This window comes from Mucilaginibacter gossypii, from assembly GCF_017569325.2.
GTDB classification, from domain to species: Bacteria; Bacteroidota; Bacteroidia; order Sphingobacteriales; family Sphingobacteriaceae; genus Mucilaginibacter; species Mucilaginibacter gossypii.
This window is the reverse complement of the sequence record NZ_CP071878.2, coordinates 4,663,016-4,679,999: the sequence shown is the minus strand read 5'-3', so window position 1 is coordinate 4,679,999 and position 16,984 is coordinate 4,663,016. Positions and strand designations below refer to the sequence as shown.

The window sequence follows — 16,984 nt, the reverse complement described above, 5'->3', positions numbered from 1 at the left end:
TGTTATACTTTTTGAACAAGACTTAAAAAGGTACGGCTTTCGGTTTCCCAGTTTAATGCTGTTTGGCCAAGCTGGTAGTTTTGTAAACGGGTTTGGTATAAAATATCCGGGTTTTGGAGGTAAAAGCTGATACAATCCGTTAGTGATTGCAGGTTGCTTTTTTGGTATAGTTTTCCTGTACCCGGATATTGCTCCATAAATAAGGCTTGCGCCTGCGTATCGCTCACTATCATTGCCAGTCCACATTGTATGTAGGTAAAAATTTTATTGGTAAGGCAGATATCCCTGTTTAAAGGAATGCCTGTTTCGGTGGCTATGCCAATATCAAACTGGTTCGCGAAATCGAAAATCTCGCCCGCTCCAATGGGCTCATGAAACCACAACTGGTCTGCATTTAATTTAAGTTCTTTGGCAAGGTTCAACAATGCATATCTGTAAGTTTCATTGCTGCTGCCTAACAAGTGTAACCGAACATGCCCATTTGTAGCAGCTATTGCTTTAATTACATCTTCCAATCCTCGTTCGGGGCCTACTGTTTGCGAAAACCAAAACAGTTTTAATGGTTCGTGAGCTTTATAATTAGGGCTGATTTGCAGCGCTGTTTTAGGAAACACGTTGTTTATTACAACAGGCTTTAAATAGCGGTATTGGCGTTGATAAAATTCTGCAATGAGGGGACTGGCGGCAGTAAAATAATCAACATAGGGAAAGTATTTTTCTTCAATGTATTTATTGAGTTTGTAACCTTCATTATGAGTTGATGCAAACTGTCCCGAATGCAAATCTTCCGCATCGTAACCAACTTTTACGTTGTAATGTTTTGCTGCCTGTATGGCTGCGGGCAAGGCGCCGAGGTTATGGGCGATATAAAGATCTGTTTTTATTTTTTTAGCTTTAGACAATGCTTCGGTATGTGTGCGGCTGATAGCGTTCTCAGGTATATCGAAATGCCGGGTATATTTAAACAGCAGCGTACTTAACTTTTGGCGAATGCGGGTTTTAAGGTAAGTTGCTTTTTGTATCACCGGATCACCACCGCAATAAATGTACATACCGGGATATTTGCCTGTTAAAGCTTCATCGGTTTTTTGGGCCCATTGCTGGTAAAAACAGCAGATCACTTTAACACTATAACCAAGCTTGTGCAAAGTTTCGGCTTCCTTCACGAGGCGAGGGTTAGTAGTTGGCTGGCCGGTAGTTATAAAAGTAACGTTCTTCAATCTTTGTCCCGTGCCAGTTGGTATAATTCTTCGTATTGTTTGGCCAGTACACCGGCACTAAATTTTTGTTCCGCTATCTTCCGGCAGCTGGCCCTGCTGATTGAGTCAATGCTGTTAATCGCCGTTATCATGTCGGCCTCCATATCGCACACAAAACCGTTTAATCCGTTAGTTACTATCTCCGGTATTGCGCCGCGATTAAAACCGATAACGGGTGTACCGCAGGCCAGTGCTTCGGCCATTACAATACCAAAGGGCTCATCCCAGGTTACCGGCATCAGGAAAGCTTTTGAGTTACGAAGCAAGTCATTTTTCTGACGGTTATTGACCGGGCCTATGTACTTGATCTGCTCGCCATCAATATGGGGTTTTACCTGTTCATTAAAATATTGCTGGTGTATTGGCTCATTGGGTACATTGCCTGCTATTACCAGTTTTTGATTTGTTTTTTTTGCCGTGTGTATGGCAATAGCTGTCCCTTTTTCATGTTGGATCCGGCCTAAAAAAGCGAGCGGGGCATCATCGGGAACACCTGCATTAAAATCGTAGTCGTTTAAATCCACCCCGTTATAAATGGTAGTTACATCAGCAAACGCATTGATTTGATTGGCTATGTAATTGCTGCAAGCGGTAAATTTCAATGTGTTTTTATGAGCGATACTTACCGCCTTTTTTACCTGCGATACGGTAGGGGGCAACTGATAGGATACGATTTTTGGGATTCGGCTTAACATTAGCAACGCAATATTGCTCATGCGACCGAAGGTATGTACAATATCAAAATGCTGAAAAGCAATTTTTGACGTAAGCCGGTTAATTTTCAGCAGATCTTTAACGCCATAATGAGCCGATTCACGGTAACCGATGAGTTTACAGCCCGGCTGCGAATGTTCATTGGCATACAGGGTAATATCGTGGCCTTTTTTTTTAAGTTCCTGGATCAGCATAAAAGCAATGCGTTCGATGCCGCCGTATTGCTCGGGAGGCACCGGGATCAGCGGATTTACTATAATGGCTATTTTCAATTTGTTGGGTACAACAGCTTATCGGTAAGCTTAGGTGCCAAAAAGGGCCTTCTTTATTTTTTTTAGCGATGACGGAATGGCGTGGTCGTTCAAGACCCTTTGCTGCCCGTTGATTCTTAATTTATTCCTTTTTTCTTTATTGTTGAGCAGTTCAGTAGTTTTTTGTACCAATTCATCAACCGTGCGGTAAACGTTAATTTCGTTATCGGTATCATAAAGCTGCTCAATGCCTTCGCAATATTCGGTAAGGTAGCAGGCGCCAAGCATTGGCGCTTCTATATCCCGCAAGCGTGAGTAGGTTAGTGGTTTATTATGTGTACGTTTAAAAGTTGGCACCCGGTTAATCCCCAAAGTAACCATGCTGCTTTGAGTGATGTTGATATACTCGTCAAAATCTGGTCTTGGAAATATATGATCGTCGCCAACCGGGACTACAGTAAATTTGGTCAGTTGCTGAAGCCCTTTGATTGCTAAGCCGGAAAAGCCCTGCTGTTTTACGAAGTTAACCTGATTAATAAGTTTTAAATAAGCAGAACCAGGAACAAATACAGGACCTGCACTCTGTGCTAACCAGCCGGCTCCACGAACGCTTACCGGCAGGCCTTTTTGAATGGCCTGGCCTAACAGGTTTTCCCGCAGGATGTCTTTTGAACCGATAAATGATACCCCCGGTATTTCATGAAGCGGGGTGCGACACCTTAATTGGGGTTCAACCCACATCGGCATCGGTAAGTTGATATGTTTGACCCTTGCCTTCCTGTAGAGAGGCAAAGCCTCATACTCGGGTACCCAGATCAGATCAAAGATCCTGAACTTTGCCGGTACTGTTTTAAATTCCCGCACGCTATCGCAATAAAAATTAACACATGGAATGCCCATTTTCCTGATTTGTTCTATTGCTTTTGCAAGTATTTGTTTGGGATACAGGTAGCTTAAAAAAATGTCGATATTTTGCCGGTTGGCTTTGATGTAATTGAGGGTTGCCTGCCAGCTCCGTTCCTGCCAGTTTTGCAACGCAACCGAACCTTCGTCATACACTAATCCTTCCGCCCAGTCAACCTCCGGTACTTCAATATAGCTCATCTCCGCCTCAACAATACCATTTTTAATATAATGCTGCCAAAAACGATATGAAGGTACAGGATGTGGTCTGCTTACTTTATCCTGTAAAAATGAAAGCAGTATGCGCATGGATAAACTATTAGCCAAATAAGGCTTTAAATTTTTGTGTTAATTTCCAGCCGATAATCCGGTTTAGCATTTTTGTGTAACCACCTGCCGGATATTTAGCTTTTGAACCGCCTAACTCATTAATGCGTTGTTGGGCTTTGTTTATAATATCAGGATAGTAGGGATAATATGCATAAACAAAGTTTTGCAGGCAATCGGCAACGGCGGTTCTTACTCTTGGGCTATTTTCATGCTGAAGCATGTATGTTGTACCTTCATAAATAGAGGTAAAAGCCGACTCAATTCCTCGCCTGGAAGTTAACGCGGACAACGAATTGCTTATACCGCTCCGGTAATACAACACAGCGTTTTGAGCAAAGCGAATCTCACTTGCTTGCAACAACACGCGTGTAATAAATTCAAAATCATTTACAAGGCTTAAACGCTCGTCCCATAAATTCGATTTTTCAAGCACGGCCCTTGGGATTAGCCATAAGGCGCATTGCATCATAGCTTGTTTGCCATGCATGGATGACACCAGCCAGTCAATTGGTTTGCAATCCTGCCTGATGAACTCTTCATTTAATTTAAATGCGCGAATGTCATCATTATAGAAACGTCCCCAGGCAGCGGAGGCTATTGCATTTTCACTATCACCAATACGTTTGACCTGTTCTGCAATAAAGCCAGACGAAATCATGTCATCGGCATCCATAAATTTAATAAGCCTGCCTTTCGAAAGACTAAAGGCTTTATTTGCAGCAGCACACTGCCCGCTGTTTTCCTGCTGATGGACGCTGATGCGCGGATCGGTAAACCGTTTAAGTGCGATGGAAGTATCATCAGTAGAACCATCGTTAACAATAATAAGCTCCCAGTTGGTGTAGGTTTGCTCAAGTACCGAACTTACGGCCTCTGCAATATATTTGCCCGCGTTATATGCCGGCATGCAAACAGAAACTAAAGGATTACTTTTTTCCACTCTGAAGTAAGATAAGGCAGTTTGGCCTTAAAAATATAATGACGGACAATATTGGGCCTGCTTAAATCGGGCTTGTCATCGTAAAAAATGCTGTATGATTTTTCATCAAGTGCCGCAGCGTTTTGATGATGTAGCATATAGCTCATCAGCGTTTGCTCAACCTGTGCCGGGCCCGCCTGGGGGTAATGCTGTAACAACAGTTTAGCTTTTTCTTCAAGATCGGTGTAGTCAACCCTGGCGTTATCGTAGGCTATAATGCCGCCGTTAACACTTTTTATACAATTGATACCGTATTTATCCTTAAGTGTATCCTCACTGTCCACAAAATATGAGCTTGCCAGCTGCTCTTTCATATAAACTGCTGTTTTGCGTTGATATGCTTCAATAATTTGATTGGGTTTACCAAAAAAGATCATATCGCTATCCATGTGGATTGCCCAGGATGGTGAGGTATGAATATCAATCAACCGGCGGAAAAAGGGGTGCCAGTTACGCAAATGCCGTAACGTTGGAAATGTATGTTGTGGTAAAACAAGGTTGAGATGTTGTAATACCTGTTGCTCGGATATGGTTTCAATACCTGGCAATACCTGGTTTATAAAACCGATTTGCTCGTCGGTAAGTGTTCCGTCTGAGTATAACCTGATCCCTATCTCGCCATCCGAAAAGTGGGCAAGTGTATAGGCACAAAAAATGGTTTGGTGCCAGTATTTTGCCCCGGTAAGGAAGCTTACATTCAGGATCTTTTGTTTTGACAGACTAAGCGGGGGGAACTTTAAGGCAGCTTTTTTCATTTGCTGCTCGCCCCGCTGCATGTTCAGCCAACCCTTTAGCCCAAAATGACTGATATGATACCTTATCGAAAAGGTTGGTTTAAAAAAATACTTGTATGCTATTTTACCTAATGACACAGGCTATAAAAAATGTTTCCAGGCTTGTTTAAAATAACCTTCTTTTGAAAGGTCGACATAGTGATGAAGAATGCCTGTTTTGTTTTTTATCTGATCCGGGCCGGGGTTAACAATATAATCTCCGGCTTTTAAAACAGCAGCATCAGTGTCGGCTATCATCATGGCCGATAACGCCTGCTCTAAATAATAAGAAGTTCCTTCCTGCTCCTCCAGTGTTTTAACCCAGTTTTCCAGCTTGTCCCAATCAATAGCTTCACTTTTTAAACCGATAGCCCCCACATTAAGCAACGGTTTTACAGGTGCTCCGGTCAGTTGTTCCATTAATTGCTGAGGATATCCATAAGCTTCTGTACAATCAATCATGTGCAAAGGTTGTTGCGGGGCGTAAAGCCAGGTAATTATCTCTCTGGGGTCGTGCCAAAAAAGCATGTCCGAATCCAGTACCAGTTTCCAGTCATCGCCTGGGATGGTGTGCACATCGGTTAGTTTTTTAATGTGAGGATATACAGCTCTTTTTTTATGCAGGTACGGATAACGTGTTTCGGGCAACGTGTTTTGCAGGTTTTCACTGATTTGCTTCACTGTAATTACCTGTGCGCCGGGCAGCTGTTTTGCTACCCTCTCCATCAGTGCAGCATTAAAGCTGCCGTCATCAACCAATATGAATTTAAATTGCGCAGCAGTTGACTTAATTAACGATTGGATGCAGTAAAGCGTTTGGTACAGGTAGTTTTTACCTGTTAAAAAGTAAATCGGCAACCCATTAGTATGTGAAACTACCGGGGGCAACTCAAGCGAACGCTGTTCCATCTCCCTACGCCCGTTCATTATGTTTCGGTAATTGAAATAGCCACCAAAACGCCTGAATTTTTGTAATTGTGAACGCGGATTGCGGTATAAAAAATTAATGACTTGTTGTAACAAGGAAAGCTATAAATTAAACAACGAGTCGCGCCAGAATAAATGCCGGACGTTTGCAGTATAATGCCTGCCCACGATTCCTTTTTTTTTCATAGGCTTAATCTGTTGGTTATCCTGGTGATCGTTTTTTATAATCTCTGTTGTCCAGGGTATTCCAATTGATGAACTTGCTATATGAGCAAAAATAGTTTGTTCGGTAAAATAATGCACATAGTTACTTACGTGAAACAATAATTCCTCCAGCCGAAAGTCTTCGCAAATTCTGGGCCCATAAATAATTAATAAGCCCGAACTGAAGGTATAAGTATCATAGAGGTTATTACCGTAGAAATTCAAAACGCGGTCATCATAAGTTGAGTGTCCCTCCTGGCTTCCGCCGCAAACAAACCCGTTATGTTGGGGAATATGTTTTTTAAAATCCTCGTAAAAAAGTATGTCACTGTCTATCCATATTACAGGTTGGATCTCGGCCTGGTGAAGTATCACAGCCAATTTTTTGCCAAGCACATGGCTCTCGGCATAGTTTAAAAGATTGATCCTGTTTTTACCCTGATGATATACCGCGCTTTGTTGCCAGTGGTTAACAATAAGCTCACCCGGCCAAAACTTAAATTTACTTTTGATTTCTTCCGGAGATAACGATCCGTCGGATGCGATGATCAGTTTAGGAATCTCTTCCCAATATTTTGCAATAGAATATACGGCCAGGCACGTCATATCTATGATGCTTTTGCCTGTCATCATAAGTACAGTATAAGCCAATGATGCTTTGGGCTGCCCTACAACAAGGGGCTTATATTTAAGTAAGCTCCTGTAAAGTACTGGTAAGCGATAAGCCAGTGAATTGCTTATTTTATTGAGCATGGTTGTTCTTTATAAGCCCGTCATACATACCGCATGCGCCCTGCCATTTTATATATGCCGCAGCGTTTTTCCACGCTTTGTAGATAAACCAGGCTTTAGCTTTCCGTAATGTAGCCCCCGATTTTGTGATTTGTTGCCATGGGTTTATATCGTGGCTTTGCAGTAGCTGCACCCATGATTTATTGGTATTGTTAAGCAAACGTGCAAGGTAACCTGCGTGCATACGTTGAGCAGGAATAATATGTTGTAGTATGAGCTGAGGGAAATAACCAACCTGCCAGCCGCCTTTAAGGATCTCGAGCACAATATCGTTATCGCCGCCGGAGCTTAAGGAGTTACCCAACCTGTCGCTGATGTTGTTTTTGCCCTGTGTTATTTTTTCCAAATAGGATGATAGCGCTTCGCGTTTTATAGCCATCCCTGCGCCTATGGGTGCAGCTATTGGATATTGATTATTCCATGCCGCTGTTAAGGGGGTATCGCCAAGGTCGCGCAGGGCCAGGCTTCCGTAAAACTCCCACAGCCATTCGGGAGGGTTAGTTTCAAACAATGGGATTGATTTACCACCTATAGCGCCCATTTTGGGATTCTGGCCAAATATACTAAGGGCTTTTTCAAGATAGCCGCCTTCAATCATATTATCATCATCAACCATTACTATAATATCGCCCGTTGATTCATTGAAACCCTTAAGCCGGGCATAGGTTAAACCTTGCTTTGTTTCATCTATAATTTGAACGGCAGGGTGCCAGCTTAAATTAAGCTGCTGCCGGAAATTGTTAGATGAATTATTGTCGATAATGATTAACTCCCATTGGTTGGCAGGCAGTGATTGGCTTTTTAAGGCCGAAAGCGTTTGCTGTAATCTTGCTGTATCCGGGTTATAAGTAGGGATGATTACGCTTAATTTAGCCATTATATAAGATATCGGCAGGTAAAGGTTCGTTAATTAAAGCCAATTGTTCTATTACAGCCGCCTCAACAGTGCAAGGTAAAATCATTTGCATGCACTTTTTATCGTAATGGCAGGTATTATGTAACCAGCATGGTGAGCATTCAACCGCAGAATATACATTTTTAAAACTGATATACCCCGATTGGTCTGGCCTTTCGCGCCCACCATATATGATTACCGACCGGCAGTCGACTGAGCGTGCCAAATGCATCATAAACCCTACATGCGATACCAAAAGGGCGGCATTACTTAATATAGCGGCTGTTTGCCGGATCGTAGTTTTCCCGCGCAGATCGATAACGTTTTTCAAAGGTGCATCTGTTTGAGAGCCTAACTGGATGAATTTATGGGTTTGACAAAGCAGATCAACAACTTGTTGATATTTTTTAACGTCCCATTCTTTGTTACCCATTGGGAACAATGCTGCCGAGCCGGATGTTGTTACTACGATATGGTTTTTTGCCCACTGCGCGGCTTCCCGTTCATTAGCCGTTAAAACTAAAACAGGCTTAAGATCTATTTTACCTTTAAGCTGTAAATCGTCAGCCATTTTTAAAATGATATGCTTTTCGGGTATTTCGTCGCCGTCGGTTTCGGGGTGATAAACTGTGTATTTGGGAAAAACAGTTTTTACGTTGAAGGCTTTAAGAAGCATACCCGATAATAATGCCCCAAAAGGTAAAATAAGTTTGATATTCGGATTATGCTCAAAGAGTTGTTGTTGGTTACTTTTTACCCAAATATTTTTATGTCTGCGCCCGTAGAGCTCCCGGCTTAATACGGTGAGCAGCAGATTATCGCCCAGTGATTCGCCAAAAGCAATGATATAGGATGGTATACCGTATTTATAAAAGTAAAACAGCGTTGATTTTATAGTTTTAATTCGGTTTTTCAAAATATTGCTTTGAGGCTTCCAACAGCTAAGCGTATTATCATCTTACCTTTTCATACTCCAGTACATCATTCGTAAAAAGGTTTTAAACCTGAATGGAATGTTCAGCCCGTTTAACCCAGTTATGTAGTATAAAATATTGAACCAGGCAAAAGTTATGCTTTGTTTTTCCTTCGCCAGCCACAGGCAGCAGTAAATTGATTGCTGCAAACATGTGGCTTTATCATTGATATTGCCGAGGGCTTTACGTGTTGACAGAAACTTATAATGATAACTGAAAAAACGATAGTCATAAGTTGATGAGCTTAAACCAGCCTCGCCAAAACGCGCGATATCCAGATTGATGTATTTGGTTTTAAATACGGGGTTACAAAATACTTTCAATGTTAAATGGTAGTCAGCAGCTACCTTAAACTTTATGTTGTATTTACCGGTGTAATTAAATATCCCGCGTTTATAAAAAATGCCCTGGTGATGGATACCGCGTGATAATACTTTATCAATAGTATCATCCGTATATTTCGTCTTTGATGTAGCGCCTGTTACATTACCATATATAAGATCAGCAGGTTCATTTTGGATGGCCTGATAAACCTGATCCAACACTGCGGAGCTGTTGAAAGTATCATCGCCACCCATAAAATAAAGCCATTGACCGCTCGCCATATCAATTCCTTTGTTCATAGCATCATAAATGCCCTTGTCGGGTTCAGAAATGAACTGGATACTAACCTTACCTGTTTTTTTTAAATTACTGATGATATACTGTGTATCATCATTTGAACCACCATCAACCAAAACCAGTTCGTAGTTTTTAAAAGCCTGGCAATTGATGCTATCTAATGCCTGCTGTAAGGTGCCCTCACAATTATACAACGGCATGACGATTGAAAAAAATGGCTTCAATTGAGGTTTGATGTTAATACCTTGTCCGCTTCATTTACCCAGGTATCCAAGCCCTGCGGGTTCCAGTGTGTGTCACTGCGGTAGAATAGATTGCGCTTCTCGGCTTTGAAAGTTTTGTATAGTGGTATTACAGGAAGATCAGTTTTTTGCTCAACTCTTTCTAACAGATGATTATAAGGCATCCGTTTATCGTCATAGATTGAAACTGCATTTGGGATCACTGAAAGGAAAACCTTTTTAAAGCCAATAGCCCGATAATAATCGCGTGCAATATCCAGTTTGCGGACTATAGAATCTAAAGCGGCCCTGGTTTTAGGCCTAAATGCTGACTGTAAACTGGCGGTATCGACGGTAGTATTATAAAAAAGCCTTTTTTTATCAGTACTCTCCGTTACCTCTTTGGCTACGCGATTAAAAAGTTTATAGTTGAGTGATGCTTTGACCTCTTTGAAAGAGGTTGCCAGTTTATTATCAAAAAGAATTAGTTCAAGATTGCGGCTTAGTGCCTTATTAAAGATGATATTGCCTACCCGTTCAAAAATAGATGCTGCCGGCGGTTGGTTACCCAACCGGGGGGCATTACTAAAATTCAGGCCATTTTTAATTTCATTACTTGTCCACCTTGTTTCATCTGTTTTGCTGATATCATAGGTGACCAGGTTACGCTTGGCAAATTCCATTATGAGATAGTTTTGTTTGGTACTATCCAGTTTAATTGGACCGAAGGCAAAACGACGATCAAGGAAAATTACATTATCAAATGCATCAAAAGCGCCGTAAAGTATTTTATCTGCCAAAAAGCTGTCGCCTATAATATATAATATCCTATTGGTGTTTTGCCTGCCGGGTTTGGGGTTGTAGTGTTTAAAAAGTTCGAGTTCAAATTTGTATTGAGGCAGATTTGACATGCCGTAAAGATCGCCATAGCGCCACTTGTCCGAATAGGAAAAAAAGGCTTTATACCAGTTGGTTTCCTTTGTTGTTTTGGAATAAATGTGGCTGAAATATTTGTCAAAATATAATTTATTGATGAATGACCGGTTCATGGAACTAAGCAGCAACGCAACACTAATGAGCAATATGAATAAACTGGTAACCTTACGCATTAAAACTGGAAATAAATAAACTGAGCTTCGTTAAAGATCCCTAAAAAGTAACAGGCAAGGATAAGCCCGCCTATAATGACCGCCTTTGTTGTGTTTGAATAATCTTTCGCTTTTCGCAAATAACGTTCGCCTAAAAGCAGGATAATGATAATAAAGGCACAATACCAAAGTTCAGGGACAGACATCAAATTACCGGCCGAATAGGTAAATCCTTTACCGGCCAATATTTTACTTAAAATATAAAAAGCATCGGATACTGTAGCTGCCCTGAAAAACACCCAGGCAAGAGAAACCAGGTTAAAAGTGAAAAGCCATTTCAGGAAGGTAAAGCCTTTGATCCCGATATCGTACTTGTTGAATAACTGGTAAGCAACGAGCAGCAAACCATGAATCAGGCCCCAAACAAGATATTTCCAGTTGGCGCCATGCCACAGGCCGCTTATCATAAATACGATAAGCAGGTTAATGCAGGTTACCCGGAAATTAATCTTGCTGCCCCCCAACGGGATATACAAATAATCACGAAACCAGGTGGAAAGTGAGATATGCCAGCGTTTCCAAAAATCAGAAACATTGGAGGCGAGATAGGGCAAGTTAAAATTCTGCATTAGCTCGATACCCAAAACGAGGGCCGTGCCAACCGCGATATCCGAATACCCGCTAAAGTCGCAATAGATCTGGAATGCAAAAAAATAGGTAGCTACGAGCAGTTCAAGTGCCGAATGACCATGCGGATTATTGAAAACAGGGTCGACGTAAAGGCCCAGTCTATCGGCAATCACCACTTTTTTAAACAGGCCCATCGCCATAAAAAATAAACCAGTTATCAAGTTACTGCTTCGGAAATTGTTCACCCGGTGTAACTGGGGCAAAATATGCTGGGGCCGTTCAATTGGGCCTGCTACCATTTGCGGGTAAAACATTACATACAAGGCATAAAGGCCAAAGTGACGCTCGGCGGGTTGATTGCCCCGGTAAACCTCAATGGTGTAGCTCATAGCCTGGAATGTATGGAACGATAAGCCAATAGGCAATATAAAATCAAGCAATGGTAATTGCGGGCCATGGAATGTGTCAGATAGCAAATTCAGGTTCGCGGCCAAAAAGTTGAAATATTTATAAAAGGCCAGTACACCAATATTGGTGATCAGGCTTAAAATGAGATAAAACCTGCGGGTTTTGCCTGTGGCTTTTTCTATCAGGATACCGGCACAATAATCAACAATAATGGTAAACAGAATGATGAGGATGTATACCGGCTTAAAGTACATGTAAAAATAGCTGCTTGCGGCTAAAAGCCACATCCATCTTAATTTATGTGGCAGCAGGTAATATGTAATGGTTACAATTACAAAAAATACAAGGAACAACAGGGAGTTAAAAAGCATTTAAAAAAGCAGATATATAATTTAGTTTACAATAATTTTGACGTCAGCGCCTGGTTTAGCTTGCATTATTAAGAATTGATATTGCCTTATTACTGATAATTATAGGATCGACATTGTTGATATTCAGGTTGGAGCCGCGCTTGTATAAATCGTTGAGTAACGCATAATTATCTTTATTGTTAAACTCTTCAGAAGGATAAAACGTGTATATATTGTTTGCAATGGTTAAGGGATAGGGGACAAAACGACCGAAATGGTTGCCATTAGAGATACAAATTGCGGTAGTTTGTGTACCTGCAGCTATATGTATAGCACTGGTATCATTTGAAATTAGTAAATCTGCATTGTTGATAAGTTCAATTAATTCAACAAGATTAGTTTTACCGGTTTTATCCTCAATTTTTTCTTTGTTTTTTGATTGTGATATTATTTCCGTAGCCAGGCATGAATCTGCAGATGAGCCCGCAATTGTAACCGTAACTTTAAATGTTGAATTTGCCATTATGGAATCAATTGCTGTTGCAAATAAGTTTGTTCCCCACCTTCTATACTCCTGGCCCGCACCGGGAAATATTACCAATTGCAAGGCCCTTTTTTTGGTTGACTTACTTTCGGTTGGCAAATTTAATAAGGTATCAATTCTCTGACCTGTAAGGGTTTCAATAAATTTGTGATTTCTCAGGTATTCAAAATAATCAGTTCCGGGAACATCTATAATACTGTCATAAAATTTATAAGAGCGTTTTAATTCTTCTAATGATTCCATATTAGTATCATCCCCGCTGCTGCAAATCTTTTGTTTGGCTCCAAGTTGGGATATAAACTCATCAGTGTGCAATACTCTTGAATGAACCGGATTGATTAAGATATCAAATGCCTTTTTTTTAATGGCTAATGATAACCTTATTTTTTTGTTTATATCATAAATTATTGATGGCGTTATCCAGATAAATTCATCGATGACATTTTTATCATATGCCTCGGCTATATCTTTAAATCCTATATTCCCAAGGAGCGTCAGTTTATAGCCTTTAAATTTTGGTGCGTGTTTGATACATCTTATATAGTTTCTGAAAAGAATGTAATCGCCAAGAGCATCAAGTCTTACAATTAAAATCCGGTTACTTTTAAAAGGAAGGGACGTTTCGTTAAAGAAACGGAATAAGATCCTCAGGATCTTGTTTGTACTTCTTTTTAGTAACATCATGAGTAATATCCAAATACCTTATATAATTTGATCCTGATCCTGTTAAAAAAAACAATTTTCTTCCATTCATAAACAGTGCCGTGAGCATCTGTTCCCCATATTTTCTGATGATCGGCCTCCCATTGCGCCTTCATTTTTGGCGAATGAGTTTTGGCCTGGTCATGCACGTTGGCAACGGAAAGTGGCTCTTTGATTAATGCCCTGCTGTGTCCTTTTACCAGCCTGAGCCATAATTCAAAATCAAGAGAGCAATGAAGCTCCTCCCAAACGGGTTCATGAATGGCGGCGCTCCAAAAAGTGGAGGGCTGCACAAGGCTCGGGATCTTGATAAAATAATCAATAAAAGGCAATACCCGCGTTGTGGTTGTTTTGCCGGACACAACATTGTAGTCGTTCCCGTAACCGTATATAAAATCTGTATTGGTGCTCATGAATTTATTTAACACCTTATGGAAAACGCCTTTAAGATAGTAATCATCACTATTGATCCAGGCGTGGTACCGGCCCGATGAAAGACTGAACCCCTGATTAATGGCATTGCTTTGGCCATTATCTTTTTCGCTTTGATAATAGCTAAGCCATGGGGCGTATTTTTCAATAATCTGTTTGGATTGATCGGTACTGCCACCATCGATGATGATGTACTCCAGGTTGGGATAATTTTGCAAAAGCACAGCCCTGATGGTTTGCTCCAGAAAACCGGCCTGGTTATATGATGGGGTTACGATGGTAAGCTTAGGCCAGTTTATTTTATTATCATAAACCGTTTGTGCAACCTGCTCATCCCAGGGCCAGCCGGCTTTGCCGAACGGAGGTGGGGGCAACTGGTGCAATAGTCCGTTTTCGGTACCGGCTACTATGGGCAGGGGCAATTGAACGCCTTTATTGATAAAGTTTGAACGGTAAGACTGAAGATCCGGAAGGTTCATGTTTTTGTTCAGTCAATTATCCGCAGAAATGTTCGGCCAAATTTTTCAACACATTCATGATAAGTGTTATTTTCAAAGAGCAGGGGAGGGCTTTGATATTCACTGAACTGCTGAAGCAGTTGCGCTAACTGGTTAACATTATATGGATCAAAAAAGCGTGCCGAACTGTTAACCAACTGCTCCCTGTGGATCTCAATATCTGAAACCAGTAAAAATTTATTCATTAGCTTAGCATCCTCCACAACAGTGCTCCAGCCTTCAAACAATGATGGCTGTATAATGGCAATGGCATTATTCATCAATTGAAGCTGATCACGCCGGTCGATAAAACCCAGGAACTTAACGTTGTTGCCGATGTTATTGTCTTCAACAAACGCTTTCATCTCTGTAAAATAATGTGGGTTTCGGTAGTCGTTGGTATTACCGGTAAAAGCTACTGTAGTTTCAATGCCTTCCGCCTTTAGTTCTTTAACCGCTTTTAGAACTACCAGCTGATTTTTATGTTTCCAGAACTGGTTAGGGCAGATAAAATAACGTGCGGGTAACTGATATTTTTCAAGCAGTAATTTGATGTTGATATCCTGATACGGAGGATGTGCTACCGCGAAAGGCAGAACGCTTACCTCAACTGTATGCTTAGGGAAAATAGATTTGAAATGTCCAAGCGCGGTATTGCTGCTCACAATTAAATGCCCGGCCGAGGCTTGAATTTCCTGCTGGTTTTGCAGGCGCGAGGCAATATCATCTTCACTGAAAAATTCAGGGGCAAAATGTTCCTGGAAATCAGCTACCCAATATATTTTCTTTTTAGCAGCCGATTGTTGCTCACTTTTATAATAAGGAAAAACAGCGTCAAGGGCTTTAATTTTCTGGCTAAACAGACGGATTTTAAACAGCCGGTTTGTTATCCTGTTTAGTAATTGGAAACCTTTGTTTGCTTCGCCCGAACCCAACTGAAAGCTGATATAAGGATAATTGAATTTTTGCTGCGCGGTCCAAAAACTTTCGTAACTATCGGTAAGTAAAACAATATGTGGCTTTTCCTCATCATTAAGGGCGTTTAACGCATTTACCAGGTTTTCGATATAGTAAGTACCGCCTATCCAGTTTTCATTGTAGGTGTAGCTTAGTCCTATTCTTTTCCTTTTAGCCATTTACAATAGGTATTAATACCATCGTCAAAATTTACTTTTTGTTGGTAGCCCAGGCTAATTAGCAGGCTGTTATCGGCTTGCCAGTATAACGGATCGCCAACGCGGTTGGTGCCTGTAAATGACAAGCCGCCGCTAAAGCCTATATATTTCAAAAAAGTTTCGGCTGCTGTTGTTATAGTGATGGTATTATTATTAGCAATGTTTGTAATACTGAACCCGGGCTTGTCGGCATTGATAAACAGGTTCATGGCGTTTACAATATCGGTAACATGAATAAATTCGCGTGTTTCGTTACCGGTACCGAACAATGTGATATTTGTTTGAGCCTGCGATTTTTTGTAAAGGTCCCAAAACAACTGCTTTTTCAAACCGGCTCCATATGCGGAAAACACACGGAAGATATGAACATTTAAGCTAAAATGATCGTGATATAGCTGGCAAAGCTCTTCGGCTTGTTTTTTATGTACACCATAGGGTGAGAGCGGATTAAGCGCATGAGATTCTGCAATAGGTAGCATTTGCGGATTACCGTAAACTGCCGCGCTTGACAATTGGATGAGCCTGCAATTGCCATTACCTTCTTTTATGGCATTGAGGATGCTCACGAGGTGATGAACGTTTAGCAGGTAATCGCGCTCAGGGTTATTGAATGATTCGGGCACTGACGCAGCCCCTGCACAGTTAATACACCAATTGAACTGTTGCTCATGAAATACCTTCTTAAAATCGGCATTGGTGGCATCAATTAAAAAGTAGTTGGGATCGTCATATTCTACCATTACATCAGCGCCATACACTTCATAACCTGGCTGATTTTTAAAATAGCTGTAACAGGCCGAACCGATAAATCCTTTGGAGCCTATGACAAGTATTTTCATTGCTGTGGTAATGCTTTTATGAATTGTGCCGGGTTGCCGGCAACCATGGTAAATGGTTCAACATTTTTAGTAACCACTGCTCCTGCTGCTACGATGGCGCCTTTGCCAATGGTAACGCCTTTTAAAATTACAGCGTTCAGGCTGATCCAGGCGTAGTCATCAATTATTATCGGTGCAGTGTGTACGTTGCCTTTATCGGCCCAGTGCCCGTTGTGTACCAGGTCCATCCACCGTTCGGCCCTTTCAATGGCTTCAAGCTCATGCGCATTTGTGTCCATAATATTTACATTATGTGAGATTTGCACAAAATTGCCAATGGTTATACTTTCGCCCGACCAGATCCTGGTGTGATCGCCAATGTAGCAGTTTTCGCCAATCACAATTCTACCCCCGTACTTAAATATATTGAGCATCCCCCTGATATGGGTTCCTTTGCCAACCACAATTCTTGATTTGTCGAGCGAGTTCGAAACCAC

At 41.2% G+C, this 16,984-nt stretch carries 17 protein-coding genes; all 17 read right to left on the bottom strand.

Going from position 1 to position 16,984, the window contains the following annotated elements; all coding sequences use genetic code 11:
* Nucleotides 1-2: 2 nt before the first annotated feature.
* The 17 genes from J3L18_RS19520 to J3L18_RS31105 all read right to left on the bottom strand — a co-directional run bounded on the left by J3L18_RS19520 (nt 3) and on the right by J3L18_RS31105 (nt 16,735).
* A complete protein-coding gene (locus tag J3L18_RS19520) occupies nt 3-1,220 on the bottom strand; it encodes a glycosyltransferase family protein (protein ID WP_091174015.1) in 1,218 nt (405 codons plus the stop codon).
* Nucleotides 1,217-2,245, bottom strand: a complete 1,029-nt coding sequence (locus J3L18_RS19515; protein WP_091174013.1) for a glycosyltransferase family 4 protein — start codon at nt 2,243-2,245, stop codon at nt 1,217-1,219. Before J3L18_RS19515 ends, J3L18_RS19520 begins: the two co-directional genes overlap by 4 nt.
* A gap of 30 nt (nt 2,246-2,275) precedes the next feature.
* A complete protein-coding gene (locus J3L18_RS19510; protein WP_129569957.1) occupies nt 2,276-3,436 on the bottom strand; it encodes a glycosyltransferase family protein in 1,161 nt (386 codons plus the stop codon).
* A gap of 10 nt (nt 3,437-3,446) precedes the next feature.
* Entirely contained in the window at nt 3,447-4,364 is a 918-nt protein-coding gene (locus J3L18_RS19505) for a glycosyltransferase family 2 protein (RefSeq protein WP_129569958.1), read from the bottom strand.
* Between the two features lie 11 nt (nt 4,365-4,375).
* Nucleotides 4,376-5,308: a hypothetical protein gene (locus tag J3L18_RS19500; protein ID WP_129569959.1), complete on the bottom strand. Its 933-nt coding sequence runs from the start codon at nt 5,306-5,308 to the stop codon at nt 4,376-4,378.
* A gap of 3 nt (nt 5,309-5,311) precedes the next feature.
* Entirely contained in the window at nt 5,312-6,136 is an 825-nt protein-coding gene (locus J3L18_RS19495; RefSeq protein WP_129569960.1) for a glycosyltransferase family 2 protein, read from the bottom strand.
* A gap of 102 nt (nt 6,137-6,238) precedes the next feature.
* On the bottom strand, nt 6,239-7,093 hold the full coding sequence (locus J3L18_RS19490) for a hypothetical protein (RefSeq protein WP_129569961.1): 855 nt from the start codon (nt 7,091-7,093) through the stop codon (nt 6,239-6,241).
* Nucleotides 7,083-8,009: a glycosyltransferase gene (locus tag J3L18_RS19485; RefSeq protein ID WP_129569962.1), complete on the bottom strand. Its 927-nt coding sequence runs from the start codon at nt 8,007-8,009 to the stop codon at nt 7,083-7,085. Before J3L18_RS19485 ends, J3L18_RS19490 begins: the two co-directional genes overlap by 11 nt.
* Nucleotides 8,002-8,943: a glycosyltransferase family 9 protein gene (locus tag J3L18_RS19480; protein ID WP_129569963.1), complete on the bottom strand. Its 942-nt coding sequence runs from the start codon at nt 8,941-8,943 to the stop codon at nt 8,002-8,004. The genes J3L18_RS19485 and J3L18_RS19480 overlap by 8 nt, the downstream gene beginning before the upstream one ends.
* 42 nt (nt 8,944-8,985) lie before the next feature.
* Nucleotides 8,986-9,822: a glycosyltransferase family 2 protein gene (locus tag J3L18_RS19475; protein ID WP_129569964.1), complete on the bottom strand. Its 837-nt coding sequence runs from the start codon at nt 9,820-9,822 to the stop codon at nt 8,986-8,988.
* 20 nt (nt 9,823-9,842) lie between these two features.
* Nucleotides 9,843-10,952, bottom strand: coding sequence for an alginate O-acetyltransferase AlgX-related protein (locus J3L18_RS19470; protein WP_129569965.1), 1,110 nt, complete (start codon nt 10,950-10,952; stop codon nt 9,843-9,845).
* The gene (locus tag J3L18_RS19465) at nt 10,952-12,340 is read right to left on the bottom strand and encodes an MBOAT family O-acyltransferase (protein WP_129569966.1); all 1,389 of its coding nucleotides are present in this window, start codon (nt 12,338-12,340) and stop codon (nt 10,952-10,954) included. The genes J3L18_RS19470 and J3L18_RS19465 overlap by 1 nt, the downstream gene beginning before the upstream one ends.
* 55 nt (nt 12,341-12,395) lie before the next feature.
* Nucleotides 12,396-13,547 carry a glycosyltransferase family 9 protein gene (locus tag J3L18_RS19460; protein ID WP_129569967.1) on the bottom strand — a complete coding sequence of 384 codons (1,152 nt, stop codon included), beginning with the start codon at nt 13,545-13,547 and terminating at the stop codon, nt 12,396-12,398.
* A complete protein-coding gene (locus J3L18_RS19455; protein ID WP_129569968.1) occupies nt 13,544-14,476 on the bottom strand; it encodes a glycosyltransferase family 2 protein in 933 nt (310 codons plus the stop codon). Before J3L18_RS19455 ends, J3L18_RS19460 begins: the two co-directional genes overlap by 4 nt.
* Before the next feature lie 8 nt (nt 14,477-14,484).
* A complete protein-coding gene (locus tag J3L18_RS19450) occupies nt 14,485-15,630 on the bottom strand; it encodes a glycosyltransferase (protein ID WP_129569969.1) in 1,146 nt (381 codons plus the stop codon).
* Complete coding sequence (locus J3L18_RS19445; protein WP_129569970.1) at nt 15,609-16,508, bottom strand: NAD-dependent epimerase/dehydratase family protein; 900 nt, start codon at nt 16,506-16,508, stop codon at nt 15,609-15,611. The genes J3L18_RS19450 and J3L18_RS19445 overlap by 22 nt, the downstream gene beginning before the upstream one ends.
* On the bottom strand, nt 16,505-16,735 hold the full coding sequence (locus tag J3L18_RS31105; RefSeq protein ID WP_375339187.1) for an acyltransferase: 231 nt from the start codon (nt 16,733-16,735) through the stop codon (nt 16,505-16,507). Before J3L18_RS31105 ends, J3L18_RS19445 begins: the two co-directional genes overlap by 4 nt.
* Between the last annotated feature and the right edge of the window lie 249 nt (nt 16,736-16,984).

Coding starts and splice junctions, on each gene's coding strand:
- J3L18_RS19510 (WP_129569957.1), bottom strand. CDS start 3,436: ATGCGCATACTGCTTTCATTTTTACAGGATAAAGTAAGCAGACCACAT.
- J3L18_RS19505 (WP_129569958.1), bottom strand. CDS start 4,364: ATGCCGGCATATAACGCGGGCAAATATATTGCAGAGGCCGTAAGTTCG.
- J3L18_RS19495 (WP_129569960.1), bottom strand. CDS start 6,136: ATGAACGGGCGTAGGGAGATGGAACAGCGTTCGCTTGAGTTGCCCCCG.
- J3L18_RS19490 (WP_129569961.1), bottom strand. CDS start 7,093: ATGCTCAATAAAATAAGCAATTCACTGGCTTATCGCTTACCAGTACTT.
- J3L18_RS19485 (WP_129569962.1), bottom strand. CDS start 8,009: ATGGCTAAATTAAGCGTAATCATCCCTACTTATAACCCGGATACAGCA.
- J3L18_RS19475 (WP_129569964.1), bottom strand. CDS start 9,822: ATGCCGTTGTATAATTGTGAGGGCACCTTACAGCAGGCATTAGATAGC.
- J3L18_RS19470 (WP_129569965.1), bottom strand. CDS start 10,952: ATGCGTAAGGTTACCAGTTTATTCATATTGCTCATTAGTGTTGCGTTG.
- J3L18_RS19465 (WP_129569966.1), bottom strand. CDS start 12,340: ATGCTTTTTAACTCCCTGTTGTTCCTTGTATTTTTTGTAATTGTAACC.
- J3L18_RS19460 (WP_129569967.1), bottom strand. CDS start 13,547: ATGATGTTACTAAAAAGAAGTACAAACAAGATCCTGAGGATCTTATTC.
- J3L18_RS19455 (WP_129569968.1), bottom strand. CDS start 14,476: ATGAACCTTCCGGATCTTCAGTCTTACCGTTCAAACTTTATCAATAAA.
- J3L18_RS19450 (WP_129569969.1), bottom strand. CDS start 15,630: ATGGCTAAAAGGAAAAGAATAGGACTAAGCTACACCTACAATGAAAAC.
- J3L18_RS19445 (WP_129569970.1), bottom strand. CDS start 16,508: ATGAAAATACTTGTCATAGGCTCCAAAGGATTTATCGGTTCGGCCTGT.
- J3L18_RS31105 (WP_375339187.1), bottom strand. CDS start 16,735: ATGGACCTGGTACACAACGGGCACTGGGCCGATAAAGGCAACGTACAC.